Source organism: Kineococcus arenarius subsp. arenarius (assembly GCF_050871845.1).
GTDB lineage: Bacteria > Actinomycetota > Actinomycetes > Actinomycetales > Kineococcaceae > Kineococcus.
In genome coordinates this window covers 40,330-58,202 of record NZ_JBJLSE010000018.1, presented here as the reverse complement: position 1 = coordinate 58,202, position 17,873 = coordinate 40,330, and the positions used below count along the sequence as shown (strand labels likewise).

Below are 17,873 nucleotides of genomic sequence, written 5' to 3'. Positions count from 1 at the left end.
CCCCCCCCCCCCCCCCCCCCCCCCCCCCCCCCCCCCCCCCCCCCCCCCCCCCCCCCCCCCCCCCCCCCCCCCCCCCCCCCCCCCCCCCCCCCCCCCCCCCCCCCCCCCCCCCCCCCCCCCCCCCCCAGGGGTGGGTGGGGGTGCGGGGAGGGGGCGGGGCGCTGAGGATGGCGGCGTGGGGGCCGAGGGGACCGTGGAGGACGTGCTGCGCCGGGTGAGCCCGGCCCTGCGCACCGCCTTCCGGGTCGCGGCCTCGCTGCGGCGCGGCAAGGCCGTGCACACCCGCGGGTCGGTCGTGGCCGCCGAGGTCGTGCGGCACGGGCTGGCCGAGCCCGTGGGGGTGCCGTGGGTGGACGAGGCCGGGGTGGACCGGGCCGTGGTGCGCTTCTCGCGCGCCGCCGGGCTGCCGCGGCCGCTTCCGGACGTGCTGGGCCTGGCGCTGCGCGTGAGCGGGCCGGACGGCGAACCCCGCGACCTGCTGCTGTCCACGACGTTCGACACCGGCGCGGGCCGCCGGTTGCTGCGGCCCGCCCTGGACCACCGCTCGGGCACCTACGGCAGCGTCGCGGCGTTCCGCACCCCCGCCGGGCCGCTGCTGGCCGGCGCCCGCTGGCGCGAGGGGCGGTTCGTGCTCGCGGTGGCCGCACCGCGCGGGCCGTGGCGGCCCTTCGCCGAGCTGCTGCTGCACGAGGACCCCGCCACGGCCCCCGACCGCGTCCTCACCTTCGACCCCGGCCGCCACCCCGTGCCCGGGATGGCGATGCCCCACCGGTGGCTGCGGCTGCGCGAACCCGCCTACGCCGGCTCGCGCGCCGGGCGGTCGCGGCACGACCGCTAGGTGCCCGGCGGGTACCAGTGCTCCTCGGGCGCGGGACGGCCGAAGTGGAACCCCTGCGCGAACTCCCAGCCCTGCGCGCGCAGGTGCTCGGCCTGGGCCCGCGTCTCCACGCCCTCGGCCAGCGCCACCAGGCCGAAGCCGCGGGCCAGGCCCGCCACGGCCGCGGCGATGCGGCCGGCGTCGGTGTCGGCGGGCAGCCCGGTGACGAAGGAGCGGTCCAGCTTCAGGGCCACCACCGGCAGCCGGTGCAGGTACGACAGCCCCGAGTACCCGGTGCCGAAGTCGTCGATGGCGATGCGGACCCCGGCCGCGGCGAGGCGGGCGAGCTCACGGGTCGTCGTGGTGTCGCCCGCCAGCAGGGAGTGCTCCAGCAGCTCCACCACGAGCCGGTCCGGGTCGAGACCGCGCGCGTGCAGCTGGGTGAGCACCTCGTCGGCGAACGTGCCGTCGAAGCGGCGCGCGGAGGTGTTCACCGACACCCGCACGCCCGGGCGGCGCTGGAGCAGGTCCAGCACCCGCTCCAGGACGAGGGCGTCGACGGCCACCGACAGCCCGCTCTCCTCGGCCACCGGCCAGAAGTCCTCCGGGGCCAGCAGACCGCGCTCGGGGTGGTGCCAGCGCACCAGCGCCTCGAAACCCACCCGCTCGGCGTCGGCGAGGCGCACCACCGGCTGGTAGTGCACCTCCAGCTGCCCGCGCTCCAGGGCCCGGCGCAGGTCGTCCTCCAGGCGCAGCCGGCCCAGGACCCGCTCGCGCATCACCGGCTGGAACCACCGCACCGATCCGGGTCCGGCCGCCTTCGCGGTGCGCAGCGCCGTGTCCGCGTCGCGCAGCAGGCCCAGCGCGTCGGTGGTGCGCGCGCCGTCCCGCCCGGCCACCGCCACCCCCACCCCGGCCCCGCAGCGCACCTCGCGGCCGGCGGCGCGCAGCGGCCGGCTCAGCTCCCCCGCCAGCCGCCGCGCGGCCTCCAGCGCGGCACCGGGCAGCGGGCCGTTCAGCCCGTCGACGACGACGGCGAACTCGTCGCTGCCCAGGCGGGCGACCACGTCGGCGCCGCGCACGGCCGCCAGCAGCCGGCGGGCCACCGCCACGAGCACCTCGTCGGCCAGGACGTGCCCCAGGGCGGCGTTGAGGACGCGGAAGCGGTCCAGGTCGCACACCAGCACGGCCAGCGGCGGCCCGGGCAGGGCCAGGCGGCGGCCGAGCTCGTCCAGCAGCGCGGTGCGGTTGCGCAGGCCCGTCAGCTCGTCGTGGTCGGCGCGGTGCAGCTTGTCGGCCAGGGCGCGGTGCCGCTCGTCGTCGTCGACCAGCTGCGCCACCAGGACGTCGCGGCCGTCGACGCGGGCGAGCGCCACGGTGGCCTGCACCCAGGAGCTGGTGCCGTCCAGGCGGCGCACCAGGGCCTCGTGCACGGCGGCACCGGCACCGTCGCGGTCCAGCCCGCGCACGACCTGCTCCAGGGGGAAGCGGCCGTCGGCGGTGAGCACGACGTCCTGCAGGACGCGGCCCACCACGGCCTCGCGACGGGTGCGGAGGAGCGCGCAGAAGGCGGGGTTGACGTCCAGGACCAGGCCGGCGCGGTCGGTCACCGCGATGCCCGCGGACAGCGACTCGAAGACCTGGCGGGTGCGGGTGGGCAGGACGGGCACCGTCTCGAGCACCGTCGCCGCAGCGGTCCCCCCGCCCGCGGGCGACGGCGCGCGCCGGTCCTGCCGGGACGGGTCGACGGGCACGGGCACCTCCTGGGCGGCCACACCAGATGATCCCCGAGGAGCGGGTGCGGGGGAAGGTCCCCGCGTGTCGTAACGTCCTGCGCCGTGCCCGCGACGACGACCACGTCCCACGCGGCCCGTCGCGCCTGGCACGCGTACCGGGCGTGGCGGAACCTGCCGGCCACGCTCGTGGCGGTCGGGTGGGCGCGCCTGCACGGGGTGCGACCGGTCCTGGGCCCGGACCTGCTGGTCGAGTGCGCCCCGATGCCGCCGCGCACCTACGGCCGCGGCGGCACCACCGTCGGCAACGCGTGGTTGCACGGGGGGCTGGGCGGGCCGGCGCGGCGCCGGCACGAGTCCCGCCACGCCGACCAGTACGCGCTGCTGGGCACCGTGCCGTTCCTGGCCCTGTACGGGCTCAACGCGCTGCTGACCGGCAACGACCCCGCGCGGAACGCGTTCGAGCGCTGGGCGGGGCTGGCCGACGGCGGTTACGCGCCGTCGCGGAGGACCGGGCCGGGCACCGGGCGCACCCGCACCGCCAGGACGGCGACGTCGTCCTCGGCGTGACCGGCGACCTCCGCCAGGACCGCGTCGCAGATGCCGTCCGGGCCCAGGTGGGCGAAGCGGGCGGCGGTGCGGGCCAGCCAGTCCACGCCGTCGTCGATGGAGGCGCCGCGGCGCTCCACGAGCCCGTCGGTGTACAGCAGCACCGTCGCGCCCGGCGCCAGGCCGTGCACGTGGTCGGCGCGCTGGAAGGAGGCCTCCATGCCCAGCAGGAGGTCCGGTTCGGTGCGCAGGACCTCCACCCGGCCGTCGGGGGTGATGACCACCGGCGGCGGGTGGCCGGCGTTGGACCAGCGCAGCCGCCACGCCCGGGCGCCCTCGACCGGTTCCACGGTGGCCAGCACGCCGGTGGCCAGCGCCCCCACGCCCAGGTCGCGCATCGCCCGGTCCAGCGCCGACAGCGCCGAGGCGGGCGAGACCTCCAGGGAGTAGCCGATGCCGCGCAGCAGGTTGCGCACCTGCCCCATGGCGGCGGCGGCGTCCTGGTCGTGGCCGGTGACGTCGCCGATGACCAGGCACGCGGTGCCGGAGGCGGTGAGGAAGGCGTCGTGCCAGTCGCCGCCGACCTGGGCGTGCTCGGCCGCCGGCAGGTACCGCACGGCGATCTCCAGGTGCTCCGGCTGCGGCGCCGACGTCAGCAGGCTGCGCTGCAGCGTCTCGGCCAGCGAGCGCACCGCGTCGGCGGCCTCGCGCTCGGCGCGCCGGGCCCGCACCCGGTCCACGGCCTGCGCGGCGGAGGCGGCCAGCGCGGTGAGCAGGTCGCGGTCCTCCGGGCGCAGCTCGCGCGGGCGGCGCCACGACAGGCCCAGGACACCGACGGTGCGGTCGGTCAGGCGCAGCGGCCAGGCGGCCGTGCCGGCGGCGGCGTCGAGGACCGGCACGCCCCGCAGCGCCGACGCCAGCGCCGCCGCCGCCGGGTCGGCGGTGTCGCCGAGGACCTCGAGCCGGCCGGTGCCGTCGGGCGAGGCCTCCAGCAGGCCCAGCACGACGCCGTCGGCGCCGAGCAGCGCGGAGGCGCCGCGGCCCAGCACGCGCAGCACGTCCACCTCGGCGTCGACGTCGGGCAGGGCCTGCGCGACGGCGACGAGCCCGCCGAGGCGCTGCGCCTGCCACGCCTGCAGGTCGGCGCGGCGGCGCTCGGCCTCGTAGGAGGCGGCGGCGGACAGCCCGTCGCCGACGGTGGCGGCGACCAGGCGCAGGAAGTCGCGGTAGGTGGTGTCCGGGGCGATGCGCGGGCTCAGGCGCGCGGCGAGGACGCCCGGGGAGGCGCCGCCCAGGGCGGCGGGGATCGGCACCCAGGCCAGCGGGCCGGCGCCGCCGTCCTCGCGCACGAGCACCTGACGGGGCCGCAGCGGCTCGGGGGCCGCCGGCAGGACGTGCTCGCGGCCGGTGCCCACCGCGCCGGGCAGGTGCAGGTCGACCTCGGGCAGGTCCAGCGGGGCGGTGCGCAGCACGTCGAGGGCGCGGTCGGCGACCGCGGCCGGGGAGTCCAGGTCGGTGGCCAGGTCCCCGAGCAGGGTGAGCAGCTCGAGGCGGCGGTGGTCCTGCACCTGGCCGGTGGTCTCCACGGCGATGTCCATGACGCCGTGGACGGCGCCGTCCTCGCCGAGCAGCGGCGAGTAGGAGAACGTGAAGTACGACTCCTCGAGGAAGCCCCTGCGGTGCAGCGGCAGGGGCAGGTCCACCGACCAGGTGGCCTCCCCGGCGAGCGCCTTGTCGAAGAGGGGGCGCAGCTCCTCCCACGCCTCGGGGAACACCTCGCGCACGGGGCGGCCCAGCGCTGCGGGGTGCTTGCCCTCGACCATGTCGGCGTAGGGCTGGTTGTAGAGCATCACCAGGTCCGGGCCCCAGCAGACCAGGACGGGGAACCGGGTGCCCAGGGCCAGCTCCAGGGCCTGGCGCAGCGGGCGCGACCAGCCCGCGGGGTCGCCGATGGGGGTGGCGGCCCAGTCGACCGCCTCGTACGCCTCGCGCAGGCCGCTGGCCTCGGCGAACGGCAACCTCTTCACGCACGGGAACCTAGTCGAGATCACCGACGCGCAGCGCGCCGCGTCCCGGCGCTGACCGGCAGGCCGGGGGTGACCGGCAGGCCGGGGGTGCCGGTCGGCGCCGGGGTGCGGGAAGAGACCGGGCCCCATGTTCGTTGAAGGCTCAACCAGGTGCTCGAGGGAGCACCGCAGGACCAGGCGCCCACGCGGCGCCGGGGAGGGGAGCACCGTGGAGATCGGCATCAGCGCCTTCGCGGAGACGACGCCCGACGCGCGCACCGGCGAGGTCCTCAGCCACGCCCAGCGGCTGCGCGAGGTCGTCGAGGAGATCGAGCTGGCCGACCAGGTCGGCCTGGACGTCTACGGCCTCGGCGAGCACCACCGCCCCGACTACGCCGCCTCCGCACCCGCCGTCGCGCTCGCCGCCGCGGCCTCGCGCACCTCCCGCATCCGGCTGTCCAGCGCGGTCACCGTCCTGTCCAGCGACGACCCGGTGCGCGTCTTCCAGCAGTTCGCCACCCTCGACGGCCTCTCGGACGGGCGCGCCGAGGTCCTCGCCGGCCGCGGCTCCTTCATCGAGTCCTTCCCGCTGTTCGGGTACGACCTCGACGACTACGAGGAGTTGTTCACCGAGAAGCTGGACCTGCTGCTGACGATCCAGCGCGACCCGGCGCACGTCACCTGGCCCGGCGGGCGCCACCGCGCCGCCGTCGACGGCCTCGGCGTGTACCCGCTGCCGGTGCAGCAGCCGCTGCCCGTGTGGATCGGCGTGGGCGGCAGCCCCCAGTCCGTCGTGCGCGCCGGCACCCTGGGCCTGCCGCTGGCCGTCGCCATCATCGGCGGCGAACCCGCGCAGTTCCGGCCCCTGGTGGACCTGTACCGCGAAGCCGCCCGCCGTGCCGGCCACGACCCCGCCACCCTGCCGGTGGCGACCCACTCCCACGGCTTCGTCGCCGAGACGTCCCAGCGCGCCGTCGACGTCCACTTCGAGCCGTACCGGCACGCGATGGACGTCATCGGTCGCGAGCGCGGCTGGCGACCCTTCAGCCGCACCGGCTACGAGGCGGCCCGCAGCCGCCGCGGGGCGCTGCTCGTCGGCTCGGCGCAGGAGGTCGCCGAGAAGGTCCTGCTGCAGCGCGAGCAGCTGGGCATCGACCGGTTCATGCTGCACCTGAGCGCCGGGACGATCCCCCACCGCGACGTGATGCGGGCGGTGGAGCTGCTGGGCACCGAGGTGGCACCGATCGTGCGGGCCGAGGCGGGCCCGACGGTGCCCTCGCACCCGGTCGCCCTCCCCGGCGTCCCGGGGCCCGCCGTCACCACCACCTGATCCACGAACCCGACGTGATCATGCATCGTTGAGGGTTCAACAGTGCATGATCGCGGCGGGAGGGGGTGGGGCGGGGTGAGACGGGTCAGCGGCGCTTGCGGCGCACGACGAGCCAGACCGTCACCGCGGTCAGCACCACCACCACGCCCACCAGGGCGCCGCCCTGGACCTTCGGGCTGCCCGGGGCGCTGTCGCTGGCGCCGTGCACCTGCGTGACGGCGCGCTCCTTGACGTCCGCCACCTTGTGCTGCGCCTGCGCCTTGAGGTCGTCGACCTTGTGCTGGGCCTGGGCCTTCACGTCCGCCTTCGCGGCCAGCGCGTCGGCGGTCTGCGCCAGGCGCTCGCGCGTCTCGACGATGTCGCGCTCCAGCTCGGCGCGGTCGGTGGGCGGGGTCGGCTGGGTGCTGCTCATCGCTTGAAGCCCTCCTTGACGGCGTCGACGTCCTTCTTCACGCCGTCCACCGCCGCCTGCGGCACCGGCGGGGTCGCCTGCTGGACCTCCTTCTTGCCCACCAGGGCGGCCACCGCGGCCACCGCCAGCAGGACCACGGCCACGATCAGCGCCGACAGCCACACGTCCAGGACGAGGGACAGCGCCGCGATGGCGGTGGTCACCAGGGCGGCGATCCCGAAGAACGCCAGCAGGCCGGCGACGGAGAACGCGCCGAGGCCCTTGCCGGCCTTCTTGCCCTTCTCCGTCAGGTCCATCTTCGCCAGCTGCACCTCGTCGCGCACCAGGCGCGACACCTGCTGCGTCAGGTCGCTGACGAGCTGGCCGACGGACTCCCCCGGCGGGGTGCTCGACGCCACGGGGCCCGGGCCCGGTGCGGGCGTGGCGGCGCTGGAGGCGGCGCGCGAGCCGGTGCCGTGGACGACGCTGAGGTCGTCCGTGCGCGTGGAGCTCCTGTCGTGGCTCATGGCTGCGCACTACCCGTCGCGGGCCCCGGTGAAACGCCGGGCGATCACCGGGGCCCGCGGGGGCGTCAGCGCATGTGGGGGTACACGTGCGTGGTCGGCGCCACGAACGTCTCCTTCAGCGCGCGCGGGCTGGTCCACCGCTGCAGGTTCAGGATCGAGCCGGCCTTGTCGTTCGTGCCGGAGGCGCGCGAGCCGCCGAACGGCTGCTGGCCCACGACGGCACCCGTGGGCTTGTCGTTGACGTAGAAGTTGCCGGCCGCGAAGCGCAGCGCGTCCTGCGCCTGCCGCACCGCGACGCGGTCGTCGGCGATCACCGCGCCGGTCAGGCCGTACTGCGAGCCGGAGTCCACCAGGCGCAGCACGTCCTCCCACGCGCCGGGGCGGGAGTCGTCGTAGACGTGCACGGCGAGGATCGGCCCGAAGTACTCGGTGCTGAACACCTCGTCGCCCGGGTCCTCGCCCAGCAGGACGGTCGGGCGCACGAAGTAGCCCTCGGAGTCGTCGTACGTGCCGCCCGCGGCGACCTCGACGCCCGCCGTGGCGCGGGCGCGGTCGATCGCGGCGGCGTTCTTCGCGAACGAGCGGGCGTCGATGACGGCGCCGCCGAAGTTCGACAGGTCCGTGACGTCGCCGTAGGCCAGGGAGTCCACCCGGGCCAGGAACTCGGAGCCCACCCGCTCCCACACCGAGCGCGGCACGAACGCCCGCGAGGCCGCCGAGCACTTCTGGCCCTGGTACTCGAACGCACCCAGCAGCATCGCGGTGGCGAGCACCTGCGGGTCCGCCGAGGGGTGCGCCAGCACGAAGTCCTTGCCGCCGGTCTCCCCCACCAGGCGCGGGTAGGTGCGGTAGCCCGCGATGTTCTCCCCCACGGTGCGCCACAGGTGCTGGAAGGTGGCGGTGGAACCGGTGAAGTGGATGCCGGCCAGGTTCGGGTCGGTGAGCGCGACGTCGGAGACGGCGCGGCCGTCGCCGCCGACGAGGTTCACCACGCCGGGCGGCAGGCCCGCCGCCTCCAGCAGCCGCATCGTCCAGTGCGCCGACAGCATCTGCGTCGGGCTGGGCTTCCACACCACGGTGTTGCCCATCAGCGCCGGGGCGGTGGGCAGGTTCCCCGCGATGGCGGTGAAGTTGAACGGGGTGACCGCGTAGACGAAACCCTCCAGCGGGCGGTGGTCCAGGCGGTTCCACACCCCCGGCGAGGACACCGGCTGCTCGGCGATGAGGCGGCGGCCGAACGCGACGTTGAACCGCCAGAAATCCACCAGCTCGCAGGGGGCGTCGATCTCCGCCTGCTGGGCCGTCTTGGACTGCCCCAGCATCGTGGCGGCGGCCAGCTTCTCCCGCCACGGCCCGGCCAGCAGGTCCGCGGCGCGCAGGAACACCGCGGCGCGGTCCTCGTAGTCCATCGCCGCCCACTGCGGGCCGGCGGCCAGGGCGGCGTCCACGGCGGCGCGCGCGTCGGCGTGCGTGGCGGCGGCGAACGTGCCCAGCACGCTCGCGTGCCGGTGCGGCTGCACGACGTCGATGCGCTCACCGCCGCCGAGCGACTGCACGCCGCCGATGGTCTGGGTGATCTCGACGGGGTTCGCGGCCTGCGCGGTGAGCTGGTCGGTGAGCAGCTTGCGCTCGGTGCTGCCGGGCGCGTAGCCGTGCACCGGCTCGTTGCGGGGGGCGGGGACCTCGGTCACGGACTGCACGACGACCTCCGGGTCGGGTTCTGGGGGTTTCTCAGGCGTGGGCGAGGGAGCGCGCGAAGAAGGCGAGGTTGGCGGGGCGCTCGGCCAGGCGGCGGGAGAAGTACGCGTACCAGTCGGTGCCGAAGGGCACGTAGGTGCGCACCACGTGCCCGGCCGCGGCCAGGCGGCGCTGCTGGTCGGTGCGGATGCCGTAGAGCATCTGGAACTCCGCGGCCCCGGGGGCGCGGTCGGCCAGCAGTTCCTCCGCGATGCGCACGAGGCGCAGGTCGTGGGTGGCGACCATCGGGTACGCGCCGCCGTCCAGCAGCGTGCGCAGGCAGCGCACGTAGGCGCGGTCCACGTCCTTCTTCGCGGGGTGGGCGACCTCGGCGGGCTCGGCGTAGGCGCCCTTGACGAGCCGCACCCGCGAGCCGGGGTGCGCCAGGTCGGCGGCGTCGCCGGGGGTGCGGCGCAGCATGGACTGCAGCACGCAGCCGGTGCGGGGGAAGTCCGCGCGCAGGGCGCGCAGCGTCTCCAGGGTGGCGTCGACGCGCGTGTGGTCCTCCATGTCGAGGGTGACGTCCACGCCGTGCGCGTGGGCGTGCTCGACGAGGGCGCGGGCGCGCTCGGTGGCGCGCGCCGGGCCGTCCGGCAGCAGGCCCTGCCCGAGCGCGGACAGCTTCACCGACACCTCGTTGCCCTCGGCCAGGCCGGCGTCGGCGAGCCGGGTGACCAGGTCGCGGTAGGAGGCGACGGTCTCGTCGGTCTGCTCGGGGCGGGTCACGTCCTCGCCGAGGACGTCGAGGGTGGTGCGCACGCCGTCGGCGGCGAGGGCGCGGACCGCGCGCAGCGCGGCGTCGGCGTCCTCCCCGGCGACGAAGCGCTGCACGACGGGGCGGCTGAGGCCGCTCCCGGTCACGAGGGAGCGCACGCGCGGCGAACCCGCCACGCCGAGGACCACTTGTCCGAACACCTCGACGACGCTAGGCCCGCGGGGGCACCGGGACCAGGGACGAGTGGATGAAGATGCCCGGCGCCCGTCGTACGAGTGGATGAGGGGTGGCAGGGTGGGGACGTGAGCACCACCTCCGCGCCGGGCCTGCAGGAGCTCGTCGACAGCGTCGCCGAGCTCACCGGCGCCCCCACCACGCTGGAGGACCGCGACCTGCACCTCGTGGCCGCCTCCGGCCACGAGGACGTCGTCGACGAGGTGCGGCGCACCTCGATCCTGCGCCGGCGCTCGGACGCGGCGGTGCAGGAGTCGTTCGCGGCGTTCGGCATCGCCCGCGCCCGCAGCCCGCTGCGGGTGCCCGCCGACCCCGCCTCCGGGCGGATGGCCCGCTGGTGCGTGCCGGTGCGCTGGCGCGGGGTGACCTACGGGTACCTGTGGCTGCTGGACCCCGGCGGCCGCCTCGAGGAGCACCGGCTGGCGCAGCTGCACGACGTGGTCGACGCCGTCGCCGCCACGCTCGCCACCCGCTCGCGCACCGCCGACCGCACCGCCTGGTCCGTCGGGGAGCTGCTGTCGCCGGACGCCGCCGCGCGCGCCGCCGCCGCGGAGGAGCTGGCGCGCGAGGCCGTCCTGCCGGCCGGGGAGCTGCGCGTGGTGGCCGTCGCCCCCGTCGGCGGCGAGGCCGCCGGGCCCGTCAACGCCTGGCTGCTGCCGCGCACCGTGCTGGTGGCGCCCGTGGGCACGCGGGCGGCGCTGCTGGTGCCCGGGGCGCTGGCCGCTGCGGACGTCGCCGCCCGCGCCGCCGGCGCCCTGCTGGCGCAGCACCCCGCGGGCGTGGCGGCGGGGGTCTCCGGGCCCGTGACCGCGGCCGGCGCGCACACCGGGTGGCGCCAGGCGCGGGCCGCGCTGCGCGCCGCGCTGACCGCGGTGCCGCGGGGCGCGACGGCGGTGCGCGGCTGGGAGGAGCTGGGCACGCTGCGCCTGCTGGCGCTGGCGGGGGCCGCGGACCTCGCGACCGTGGCGGTGGACGAGCGGGCGCGGCGGTTGCTGGCCGGCGACCCGGAGCTCGTGCGCACCGCCCGCACCTACCTGGACCTGGCGGGCTCGGCGCAGCGCACCGCGGCAGCCCTCGGGGTGCACCGCCAGACGCTGTACCACCGGCTGCGACGGGTGCGGGAGGTCAGCGGGTACGACCTGGACGACGGCACCGACCGCCTGGCGCTGCACCTCGCCCTGACCCTGACCGACCTGGCCGGCTCCTCCTGACCCGGTGTCAGGGGCCGGGCAGGGGCAGGTCGTCGGGCAGGACGTGCGGGCCGGCCACCTGCGGGCGGGGGCCGTCCTGCGGGTGCAGGCGCACCGCCACCAGCGCCACGTCGTCCTCGGGCTCGGGCGGCAGCAGCTGCTCCAGGATGGCGTCGCACAGGTCGTCCAGGTCCGCGTGCGCCAGCTCCGCCACGACCTCGCGCAACCGCGCCAGCCCCTCGTCGATGTCCTGGTCGCGGCGCTCCACCAGGCCGTCGGTGAACAGCAGCAGCGTCGAGCCGCGATCCAGCCGCACGTGGCCGTCGCGGCGCGGCAGGTGCGGGGCGATGCCCAGCAGCAGGTCCGGCTCGCCGCTGGTCAGCTCGGCGACCGTGCCGTCGGGGCGCAGCAGCACCGGCGGCAGGTGCCCGGCGTTCGACCAGCGCAGCCGGGTGACGCCCTCCTCGCGCTCGGTGCCGGTCTGCTCCAGCCGCGCCACCACGGCCGTCGCGGTCGTCGCCACCGCCAGCCCGCGCATCGTCGCGTCCAGCGTGGACAGCACCGCCGCGGGCGAGCCGCCGCTGGAGTAGGCGATGCCCCGCAGCAGGCTGCGCACCTGGCTCATCGCGGCCGCCGCGTCCACGTCGTGGCCCATGACGTCGCCGATGACCAGGACGGTGCCGCCGTCCGGCTGCAGGAAGGAGTCGTACCAGTCGCCGCCCACCTGCACCGCCTGCGCCGCGGGGCGGTAGCGCACCCGCACCTCCAGGTGGTCCGGCTCCACCGGCGGGGTGAGCAGGCTGCGCTGCAGCCCCTCGGCGACGTGCTGCTGGCGCGCGTACAGGGAGGCGTTGTCCAGGGCCAGCCCGGCGCGGTCGGCGATCTGCACGGCCGTCGCCAGGTCGTCCCCGGACAGCGGGTCGTCCCCTGCGGAGCGGAACAGCGACATCATCCCCAGCAGCCGTCCGCGTGCCCGCAGCGGCAGCACGTACGCCGACTCCGGCGCGAGCTGCAGCAGCAGCTCGCGCGCCTCGCCGGACAGCACCTGCGACAGCCGCTGCGCCGCCCCCGACTCGATGACGACGGTGCCCTGCCGCGCCTGCGAGCGCCGCAGCGGCGCGTCGGCCGCCAGGCCCGCCAGGCGCACCCGGCAGTAGCGAGCGGTGAGCTCGCGCAGGGCGGGGTCGGCGTGCCAGGACCCGACGTCGCGCATCTGGCCGCCGTCGTCGACGACGGTGACCACGGCCCACCGCGCCAGCGTCGGCACCACGTGGCGGGCCAGGCGCGCCACGGCCCCGTCGGCGTCGAGGGTGGCGACGAGGTCCGAGCTGACGGTGGCCACCAGTTCCAGCCGGCGCGCGGTGCGCTCCGCCTCCTCCTGCGCCGCGCGCCGCGCGCTCACGTCGAGGAAGTACACCGACAGCCCGTCCGGGTCCGGCCAGGCCCGCACCTCGAACCAGGCGTCCAGCGGCGGCGGGTAGTGCGCCTCGAACGCCACGGGCTCGCCGGTGCGCAGCGCCCGGCGGAACTCGGTGTCGAACGAGGTGCCGGCCGCGTCGGGGTACAGCTCCCACACGTCCCGGCCGAGCAGCTCCTCGCGGGAGCGGCGCAGCAGCCGCTCGGCCTCGGCGTTGACGTACGTGAAGCGCCACTCGCGGTCCACCGAGTAGAACGCCGTCGGCATCGACTCCAGCACCCGCGCCACGCGGGCGTCGTCGCCGCGCGCGGCGGTCGTGTCGTACCCGGCGCCGAGCAGGCGCAGCGGCCGCCCGGACTCGTCGCGCAGCACCTCCCCGCGCGCGGTGATCCACCGGGTCTCCCCCGACGGCAGCAGGACGCGGTACTCCGCCTGGAACGGCGCCCGGCCCTCCACCGCCGCGGCGATCGACTCGTGCACGCGCGGCAGGTCGTCGGGGTGCACGCGCGCGTCGAAGGCGGCCAGGCTGCCGTCGAACTCCGCGGCGGTGTAGCCGAACATCTCCAGCATCCGCTCGTCCCAGCTGATGACGCCGCTGGCGAGGTCGTAGTCGAAGCTGCCGACCCCGCCGGCCGACACGGCCAGCCGCCAGCGCAGCCGGTCCACCTCGTGCTGCACGGACAGGGCCGACAGCTGCAGCTCGCCGACGGCGACGGCGGCCAGGTCGGTCAGCAGGTCCACGTCGGTGCGCGTCCACCGGCGCGGCGCGGGGTCGAAGACGGCCAGGACCCCCACGACCCGGGCGTCGGTGCCGCGCACCGGCACGCCCAGGAAGGAGCCGACGACCCCGGAGGTCACGGCCGGCAGCGCCGCCCACCGCTCGTCGGCGCGGGCGTCGGCCACGGCGAGCGGCGCGGGCGCCAGGGCCGCGGCGGTGAGCAGCGGGTCCACCGGCGCGAGCAGGCCCACGCACGCGCCGGCCCCGGTGGGCTCACCGTCCTCGGTCAGCTCCGCGCGCGCCGACGAGACCGACAGCGAGCGCGCGGCCAGGGCCGCCAGGCGCTCCAGGGCGGGGTGGGGGGCGGGCACGCGCGTGCGCGGGGCGTGCGCGGGGTCGCCCACGACCCGGCCGTCCCTGCCCGCTGCGGGCCTGCCCTGCATGTCCCACACCCTCGACTCCGCGCCGCGGACCTCCCGGACGCACCGACCCACCCGACCGTCGGCTCGATCGGCACGGCACCGGCGGAGCCGTGACGGTCCTCGCCACCACCCTGCCCGTCACCGGGGGTCACAGGATAGGGGCGGGCAGCGACCGGCCGTCGCTGTCCGAGCACACTCCTACGCTGGTGGCACACGCCCCCGCCCCCCGGGAGCACCGGACGCAGGGAGAGCACGTGCGCGGTGACCCCACCCGCGACCCGTTCCGCCCCGGCAAGGGCGAGCCGCCGGCGGGGCGGCCCCAGCGCGCGGAGGTGGTGCGGGCGCTGCGCCTGTTCCGGCCGCACGCGCGCACGCTGTCGGTCGTCGCCGGCCTCATCGCGCTGTCCGCCCTGGCGGGGGTGGCCTCGCCGTTCCTGCTGCGCGAGATCGTCGACGAGGCCCTGCCGGAGCAGGACCTGGAGCTGCTGGCGGCGCTGGTCGGCGGGTTGATCGCGATCGCGGCGGTCACCACCGCCCTGGACGTCGTGCAGGGGCTGCTGACCACGCGCGTGGGGCAGTCCGTCATGCACGGGCTGCGCACCTCCCTCTACGCGCACCTGCAGCGCATGTCGCTGGGGTTCTTCGCCCGCACCCGCACCGGCGAGGTGCAGTCGCGCATCGCCAGCGACATCGGCGCCCTGCAGACCGTGGTGACGAGCACCGGCGCCGAGCTGGTGCAGAACCTCGCCACGGTCGTCGTCACGGTGGTGGCGATGCTCGCGCTGGACTGGCGGCTGGCGCTGTTCTCCTTCACGGTGCTGCCGCTGGCGGTGCACCTGAACCGGCGCGTGGGCCGGCTGCGCCGCCGCATCACCGCGCAGCGGCAGCGGCAGCTGGCGGAGATGTCCGCCACCGTGGAGGAGACCCTGTCGGTGTCGGGGATCCTGCTGACCCGCACCACCGGCCGCACCCGCGAGGTCGTGGAGCGGTTCACCGCCCAGTCCGACGGGGTGGCCCGCCTGGAGGTCGGCTCGGAGATGGCCGGGCGCTGGCAGTGGTCGCTCATCACGCTGACGATGGCGGCGGTGCCGGCGCTGACGTACCTGCTGGGCGGGTGGCTGCGCGGCACGGGCACCGCGCTGAGCATCGGGACCCTGGTGGCCCTGGTGACGCTGCAGGCGCAGCTGTTCCGGCCGCTGGGGGCGCTGCTGCGCATCCTGGTGCGGCTGCACGCCTCCATGGCGCTGTTCACGCGCGTGTTCGAGTACCTGGACAGCGCCCCGGAGGTCGCCGAGGCGCCGGACGCGGTGGAGCTGCCCCGCGCCCGCGGGCGGGTGGAGTTCCGCGGCGTGGAGTTCCGCTACCCCGGCGCGGACCGCCCGGCGCTGAGCGGCATCGACCTCGTCGTGCCGGCGGGCACGTCGCTGGCGGTGGTGGGGGCCACCGGCTCGGGCAAGACCACCCTGGGCTACCTGCTGGCCCGGCTGTACGACGTGGACGCCGGAGCCGTGCTGATCGACGGGCACGACGTGCGCTCCGTGACCGCCCGCTCGCTGGCCGAGGCGGTGGGCGTGGTCACGCAGGAGACGTTCCTGCTGCACGCCAGCATCGCGGACAACCTGCGCTTCGCCGCGCCGGACGCGGGCGAGGAGGACCTGCGCCGGGCGGTGCGCACCGCCCAGGTGGACGCCGTGGTGGACGCCCTGCCCGAGGGCCTGGACACCGTGGTCGGCGAGCGCGGCTACCGCTTCTCCGGCGGCGAGAAGCAGCGCATCGCACTGGCCCGCGCGGTGCTGCGCGACCCGCCGGTGCTGCTGCTGGACGAGGCCACCAGCGCGCTGGACACCCGCACGGAGCGGGCGATGGCCTCGGCCCTGGAGGAGGTCTCCAGCGGCCGCACCACCGTGACGATCGCGCACCGGCTGTCCACGGTGCGCGGCGCCGACCAGATCGTCGTGCTGGAGGGCGGGCGCATCGCCGAGCGGGGCACCCACGAGGAGCTGCTGGCCGCGGGCGGGCGCTACGCGGAGCTGGTGGCCGCCGACGAGTCCCGCGGGGCGGTGGAGCCCTCGCTCTGAGCGGCCGCCACGGCCGCCTCGGCGCGCTGCAGCAGGGCCCGCACGCCCCCGTCGAAGGAGGCGGAGCGCTCCTGGGGGGTGGCCTGCACCACCCGCACCACCACCCCCACGGTCCGGTCGCCGCGGCGGCGGCCGCGGCCGGGCAGCGGGGCGGGCGGCACCCACTCCGCGACCCGCCCGGCGAGGGCGTCGGCCGCCGCGGCGGTGGCGCCCGGGAGGACGGCGACGAACTCGTCCGCGCCCCAGCGCCCGGCGGTGGCGCCGGCGGGCAGCAGCGCGAGCAGGTGCGCGGTGAACGAGATGAGCAGCGCGTCGCCGGCGACCCAGCCGTAGGAGTCGTTGACGGCGCGGAAGCCCCGCAGGTCGGCGCGCAGCACGCTGACGGGACCGTCGTCGGCGCGGGCGGCGGTCAGCGCCGCGGCCAGCCGCTCCTGCAGCAGGCTGCGCCCGGCCAGACCGGTCAGCGGGTCGCGGCGGGAGGCGTCGGCGAGCCGGACGGCGCGCTCGCGCAGGGCGCGGGTGGCCTCGCGCAGGGACCGCTCCAACTGCCGCTCGCCGGTGACGTCGCGGCTGACGAGGACGACCCCGGCGCAGGCGCCGTCCGCGCCGACGAGGGCGGTGGCGCCGACGTCGACGAGCAGGTCGCGCCCGGCGGCGGTGACGACGGGCACGGCGGAGCGCGACCACGTGCCACCGGCGGACACGGCGTCCACCAGCGCGCGGAAGTCCTCCTCGAGCCGGGGGCTGTGCCGGGTGAGCACGTCGAGGTGGCGGCCCACGACCTCGTGCGCGGGCGGTCCCCACAGCCGCTCGGCTCCGGCGTTGGCGAAGACGACGGTGCCCGCCAGGTCGGTGACGACCACGGAGTCGCTGACGCGGCCCAGCAGGTCGGCGCCGTCCCGGGGGGAGGGCGTGCCCTCGTGCACGCGCAGCACGTGGTGGTGCTGCGGGGGTGAGCCGGGCGGGGCGCTCCACCGGGTCAGGACGCCGCAGACGGGCGCCCCGTCGGGCCGGGTGAGCAGGACCTCCCGGGAGGTGGGTGCGTCGCCGGGTCCCGGCGCCGGGCCCGGCGGCGCACCGGTGCCGGCGCCGAGGAGGGCGGCGGCGCAGCGGCCCAGGGCGTCGGCGGCGGCCACCCCGAGCACGCGCTCGGCGGCGGGGTTCCAGGAGGTGACCAGGCCGTCGGGGCCGGTGGACCAGCAGGGGTCGGGGGCCCCGGCGAGGTAGTCGGCCAGCTCCGCGCCCACCGCAGCGGGCACCGCGGCGACCGGGGGCTGCGCCGTGTGCGGGGCCACGGGTGCGCTCGCCACTGCCACTGCTGCTCCTCCCGCTCCCGTGCGGCCGCTTCGTCGGCCCACCCCCTGACCGTCGGTCGTCGCGGGGCGCGGGTGCAGGGACCGATCGGGTGGTTCAGGCGGGCGGACCGGCGTGTCGGGGGGCGCGCGCCGCCGCGAGCAGCGCGGCGACGCCGGCGACGACGTCGTCGAGGTCGTCGGGGGCCACCCCGATGGACGAGCCGGCCCACAGGCCGTCGCCGACGAGCTGCACGACGCGGGACAGGACCCGGTCGCCGACCTCCTCCTCGATGGCGGCGCGCCACTCCTCGGTGGCGGCGGTGAAGGCGTCCGAGGCACGGGGGTCGCCCTCCTGCGCCAGGTGCAGGACGGCGACGGCCGTGCGGGAGAGCGGGTCGCCCTGCTGGGTGACGGAGGTGCGCAGGTAGTACTCGGTGGCGCCGGCGGGGGCGGTGCGCATCTCGCGGGCGTCGTCGCCGGCCATGCGGCGGAAGCGGTCGAGCAGGCCGTCGACGAGGGCGTCCTTGGTGCCGAAGTGGTAGAGGAGCCCGCCCTTGGAGACGCCGGCGGTGGCGGCGACGGCGTCGAGGGTGGCGCCGCGGGAGCCGGCGGCGACGAGCAGTTCGCTGAAGGCGTCCAGGAGCCGGTCGCGCGTGCTGGGGGGGCTCGTCACGCCCAGGAGGTTAATCGACAGCCGCTGTACCGTCCGGACGG

General features: G+C 77.1%; 14 protein-coding genes. 5 read left to right on the top strand and 9 right to left on the bottom strand.

Features of this window, described 5'->3' with window-relative positions; all coding sequences use genetic code 11:
• Positions 1-175 precede the first annotated feature (175 nt).
• Positions 176-838: a hypothetical protein gene (locus ACRYM0_RS07160; RefSeq protein WP_432503501.1), complete on the top strand. Its 663-nt coding sequence runs from the start codon at positions 176-178 to the stop codon at positions 836-838.
• On the opposite strand, the gene ACRYM0_RS07155 is transcribed toward ACRYM0_RS07160, so the two are convergent.
• A complete protein-coding gene (locus ACRYM0_RS07155) occupies positions 835-2,571 on the bottom strand; it encodes a putative bifunctional diguanylate cyclase/phosphodiesterase (RefSeq protein ID WP_432503499.1) in 1,737 nt (578 codons plus the stop codon). The genes ACRYM0_RS07160 and ACRYM0_RS07155 overlap by 4 nt on opposite strands.
• 84 nt (positions 2,572-2,655) lie before the next feature.
• Here ACRYM0_RS07155 and ACRYM0_RS07150 point away from each other — a divergent pair, with 84 nt between their 5' ends.
• On the top strand, positions 2,656-3,120 hold the full coding sequence (locus tag ACRYM0_RS07150) for a hypothetical protein (protein WP_432503497.1): 465 nt from the start codon (positions 2,656-2,658) through the stop codon (positions 3,118-3,120).
• Here the strand turns inward: ACRYM0_RS07150 and ACRYM0_RS07145 are convergent.
• Positions 3,042-5,126 carry a SpoIIE family protein phosphatase gene (locus ACRYM0_RS07145; RefSeq protein WP_432503495.1) on the bottom strand — a complete coding sequence of 695 codons (2,085 nt, stop codon included), beginning with the start codon at positions 5,124-5,126 and terminating at the stop codon, positions 3,042-3,044. The genes ACRYM0_RS07150 and ACRYM0_RS07145 overlap by 79 nt on opposite strands.
• A 208-nt stretch (positions 5,127-5,334) precedes the next feature.
• On the opposite strand from ACRYM0_RS07145, the gene ACRYM0_RS07140 reads away from it, so the two are divergent.
• Positions 5,335-6,435 carry an LLM class flavin-dependent oxidoreductase gene (locus ACRYM0_RS07140; protein WP_432503493.1) on the top strand — a complete coding sequence of 367 codons (1,101 nt, stop codon included), beginning with the start codon at positions 5,335-5,337 and terminating at the stop codon, positions 6,433-6,435.
• A gap of 85 nt (positions 6,436-6,520) precedes the next feature.
• On the opposite strand, the gene ACRYM0_RS07135 is transcribed toward ACRYM0_RS07140, so the two are convergent.
• The 4 genes from ACRYM0_RS07135 to ACRYM0_RS07120 form a co-directional block, all read right to left on the bottom strand.
• Complete coding sequence (locus ACRYM0_RS07135) at positions 6,521-6,847, bottom strand: DUF3618 domain-containing protein (RefSeq protein ID WP_432503491.1); 327 nt, start codon at positions 6,845-6,847, stop codon at positions 6,521-6,523.
• A complete protein-coding gene (locus ACRYM0_RS07130) occupies positions 6,844-7,353 on the bottom strand; it encodes a phage holin family protein (protein ID WP_432503489.1) in 510 nt (169 codons plus the stop codon). The genes ACRYM0_RS07135 and ACRYM0_RS07130 overlap by 4 nt, the downstream gene beginning before the upstream one ends.
• Positions 7,354-7,418: 65 nt before the next feature.
• Entirely contained in the window at positions 7,419-9,053 is a 1,635-nt protein-coding gene (gene pruA, locus ACRYM0_RS07125) for an L-glutamate gamma-semialdehyde dehydrogenase (RefSeq protein ID WP_432503487.1), read from the bottom strand.
• Between the two features lie 31 nt (positions 9,054-9,084).
• Complete coding sequence (locus tag ACRYM0_RS07120) at positions 9,085-10,005, bottom strand: proline dehydrogenase family protein (protein WP_432503485.1); 921 nt, start codon at positions 10,003-10,005, stop codon at positions 9,085-9,087.
• 102 nt (positions 10,006-10,107) lie between these two features.
• On the opposite strand from ACRYM0_RS07120, the gene ACRYM0_RS07115 reads away from it, so the two are divergent.
• Positions 10,108-11,250 (top strand): helix-turn-helix domain-containing protein, encoded by a 1,143-nt coding sequence (locus ACRYM0_RS07115; protein ID WP_432503483.1) that lies wholly within the window; start codon positions 10,108-10,110, stop codon positions 11,248-11,250.
• Between the two features lie 7 nt (positions 11,251-11,257).
• Here ACRYM0_RS07115 and ACRYM0_RS07110 read toward each other — a convergent pair whose 3' ends face one another.
• Positions 11,258-13,807 carry a SpoIIE family protein phosphatase gene (locus ACRYM0_RS07110; RefSeq protein WP_432503480.1) on the bottom strand — a complete coding sequence of 850 codons (2,550 nt, stop codon included), beginning with the start codon at positions 13,805-13,807 and terminating at the stop codon, positions 11,258-11,260.
• A 233-nt stretch (positions 13,808-14,040) separates the two neighbouring features.
• On the opposite strand from ACRYM0_RS07110, the gene ACRYM0_RS07105 reads away from it, so the two are divergent.
• Positions 14,041-15,864 carry an ABC transporter ATP-binding protein gene (locus ACRYM0_RS07105; protein ID WP_432503478.1) on the top strand — a complete coding sequence of 608 codons (1,824 nt, stop codon included), beginning with the start codon at positions 14,041-14,043 and terminating at the stop codon, positions 15,862-15,864.
• Here the strand turns inward: ACRYM0_RS07105 and ACRYM0_RS07100 are convergent.
• On the bottom strand, positions 15,807-17,180 hold the full coding sequence (locus tag ACRYM0_RS07100; protein ID WP_432503476.1) for a sensor domain-containing diguanylate cyclase: 1,374 nt from the start codon (positions 17,178-17,180) through the stop codon (positions 15,807-15,809). The genes ACRYM0_RS07105 and ACRYM0_RS07100 overlap by 58 nt on opposite strands.
• A 94-nt stretch (positions 17,181-17,274) precedes the next feature.
• Entirely contained in the window at positions 17,275-17,832 is a 558-nt protein-coding gene (locus ACRYM0_RS07095) for a TetR/AcrR family transcriptional regulator (protein ID WP_432503475.1), read from the bottom strand.
• Positions 17,833-17,873: the final 41 nt, after the last annotated feature.